This window comes from Aerococcus sp. L_32 (genome assembly GCF_050689315.1).
The window spans coordinates 1-3,196 of sequence record NZ_JBOEQF010000241.1 but is presented as its reverse complement, the minus strand read 5'-3'; the positions used below and the strand labels follow the sequence as shown (position 1 = coordinate 3,196).

Sequence of the window (3,196 nt, the reverse complement as noted above, 5' to 3'; positions counted from 1 at the left end):
ACACTTGACAGGCATTGCTATCTTGGTATAAAATTTAATAGTTGTCATCTAAACATGACGACTTTTGTTAGGATAGCTCAGCTGGATAGAGCAACGGTCTTCTAAACCGTAGGTCGTGGGTTCGAATCCCACTCTTAACACTATATAAAAACCCTCACTACTTAGATAGTGAGGTTTTTTTGTTTCAGCATATTTATTTACCTTGATCGCAATGCCTAGCTTCATATTTTCGATTGGTAGTGCCCTTGTTTAAATCTTGAAATAGTTTGTTGGGGTCTACCTGTGTCTTTTGCAATTTTATTTCTATTTTCAGTTTCTAATAACTCTTTGATTATTTATAAGTTTGCTATATTTTGAAAATGAAAATGGCACGATACAAAGTAATATTTTGCTAGTTAGTATAGAATAAAATGGGCTGAGACACACGGATAAATAGGGCACTGTACCAATTTTCGGGCTTTTTTATGGGCTCTTTTTTTCGTGAAATTATAAAAGTTACCTAAAAATACACCTATTTTCAGAATTCTCAACTAATCCTACAGTCCAATATCAGATTTAGCTTTAGATTTTATTTTTTTCTTAGTCACGACAATATGGATATGTAGGGTGGTTTGCTATAATAAAAGTGTGGAGGTAGGCCAAATTTTACTTAAGTTTAATCTTGTATACATGAAATAGTTAACCTTTTGTAAAGATACGACATTTAAGCCTTGCAATTTGATTTGTTATGATAAAATAGTTATAAGATAAATGGGAGGTAGGACCATGAAAAAAGTATATTCATTATTAGGTATTTCTTTATTAGCTTTATCATTGGCGGCTTGTGACAATGTTGATTCTGCTTTGGGTATGTATTCAGATGAAACGTCATCAAGTGAAGAAAGTGCTTCTTCTTCAACCTCGTCTGAGAGTGCTTCTTTAAATGTTGTAGAAGCTGATAGCTCTTCTTCAAGTGAGGCATCTACTGATACTGATTTAGAAGCTTCAAGCGACGATACTGTAGCGTCAAGTGATGAAACAATACAAATTTCTGAAGAAGTTGTGGCGGATTCATCGGTAGCGAGTGAAGCTGCAACTGCACAAGCCATGACAACTGATGAGATTGAATCCTCTATCATTGCAGCAGAACCTGAAAAAACTTCACCATCTTCAGAAGCGGTACCATCTAGCGAAGTGGAAGATCAAGGGACTCACGCAAGTTCTAGTCAAGCAGAAGGTAATCAAGGCGCTTTCGACAATACACGTGCGCGTGATTTGTTGGCTGAAGCAGCGCCATTAATTTCTGCAGATTCGCAAGGTGCATACCAATCTGACGAATATTTCTTCTTACCAACATTGGTGAATGAAGATTTAGCACAAATAGATGTTTACCGTCAATCTCCTGATGGACAAGGACATACAAACCTGATTGCAACTTACCGTTATGATGCTTATTCAGGCACTTTAATGGTGATGGATGTTGTGAGTGGTACTTGGCAAAATACGGGACAATAGAATCGCTTAGTGCATACAAATAAATTTAAGGCTGGTGATTTATAATTGGTGCTAAAGGGTATATAGCATGCGATTTAACCACCAGTTTTTATTTGCTTTAAATCAGGAAGAAAACTTGTTAAATAGCCCTAAATTAAGTAGTATTAAGAGTAAAGAATTGAGGTGGCAAGAGTGAAAGACAAATTGAAAGATCGTATTATTCCAATGACCCTAGCCTCGGTTAATCAGGCAAATATTGCTGGTAGTGCTGCAGAAATGTCCTATTACTTTCTACTATCTCTGTTTCCGCTATTGATGATGATTGCTAACATTATACCGATGTTACCATTTGATCCAGATTCAGTTGTTGGATTACTTGAAACGTTATTGCCTGACCAGGTAGAGCCTATTATTGTGCCTACTTTGGAGTCTTACCTATCATCAGACACTACAGGTGCGCTTTCAGTTTCCTTCATATTAATTCTATGGTCAGGGTCTACCGCATTTGGAACAGTGCAAAATATTTTAAACCGAACTTATGGCATCACAGACAAGCCAAACTTTATAGTTTCTAGGCTGTTTTCATTTGCCATTGCCTTTGTATTGGTCTTGTTTGCGGCAGCTTTGAGTGTCCTGTTCGTATTTGGGCAAACACTTTTAGAAGCAGTGAACCAATTTATAGACGTGCCAATGCAATTGTTTGATATCTTTACCAGTGTAAAATGGCCAATTCTATTGCTTGTTTTGATTATGGTATTTACTTTTATCTACCAATTCATTCCGCATCACAAGTACCCGATTAAGTTCGCGGTACCAGGAGCGATTGTAGCGACACTGCTTTCAGCTGTTCTATCGGGTGGATTTTCATTCTATGTGAATAATTTTGGTGGTTCGTCAGTTTCAAACGGGACTATTGGGGTCTTCATTGTATTAATGATTTACCTTTGGTTAACATCTATCGTGTTGATTGCAGGTGCAATGATTAACCATATTATTTACCGTTTAAACAATTTGGAAGAGTTTATCGATTCGAGTCCAAATTACCATACAACAACATCTGCGAGTTTCCCTTTTATGGACAAAAAGACAATCGCATTAGGTACATTAAAGCGTCAACCAGGAGATATCGTTATTACGGATAATCCTGCACGACCACAAGGAAATAGAGATTAAAGGGGCGCATTATTTTGGAAAAACGTTCGTCAAATCGGCGATTAAAGAAGAAACCAACGAGTAGAGTCGATATCACTATCGTCATATGCGTCATGTTGTTAGCTTTGGTGAGTATCGTGACTATTTTTTCAACTACCTATTTACAATATGATTCAGGTTCCTATTCACAAACTATTATGCAAATTGCTTGGTTTGCGGTCGGGGCTGTAGCGGCAGCTGTTGTGATGCAGCTTGACCGGAAAACTTTGTATCATTTTGCACCGGTAGCATACGGGTTAGGGCTAGTTTTACTCGTATTAGTATTGATTTTCTATGATCGTGAATTGGCCGTGACCAATGGGGCGCATTCATGGATTACCATAGGACCTTTATCTCTTCAACCATCCGAGTTAATGAAGGTTGCCTATATCATCATGATGGCTTATTTAGTTCAAGGCTACAATGATGACGGCCGTCGTCTAGGTGTTGAGGACATGGATATGATGGAACGGGTTAAATTCGATGGCCGATTTTTACTGAAAATTACGTTATGGACCATCCCGCCGGTTGT

Annotated in this window: 3 protein-coding genes and 1 tRNA gene; all 4 read left to right on the top strand. The window is 37.8% G+C overall.

Annotated elements, in window-relative coordinates:
* Nucleotides 1–66 precede the first annotated feature (66 nt).
* A tRNA-Arg gene (locus tag ACRCJ0_RS11115) sits at nucleotides 67–140 on the top strand.
* Nucleotides 141–765: 625 nt separating this feature from the next.
* The gene (locus tag ACRCJ0_RS11110; RefSeq protein WP_419971442.1) at nucleotides 766–1,494 is read left to right on the top strand and encodes a hypothetical protein; all 729 of its coding nucleotides are present in this window, start codon (nucleotides 766–768) and stop codon (nucleotides 1,492–1,494) included.
* A gap of 171 nt (nucleotides 1,495–1,665) precedes the next feature.
* A complete protein-coding gene (locus ACRCJ0_RS11105) occupies nucleotides 1,666–2,646 on the top strand; it encodes a YihY/virulence factor BrkB family protein (RefSeq protein ID WP_417894365.1) in 981 nt (326 codons plus the stop codon).
* Nucleotides 2,647–2,660: 14 nt separating this feature from the next.
* Nucleotides 2,661–3,196, top strand: a 536-nt coding sequence (locus ACRCJ0_RS11100) for an FtsW/RodA/SpoVE family cell cycle protein (RefSeq protein ID WP_431390470.1), incomplete at its 3' end; no start/stop codon positions are given.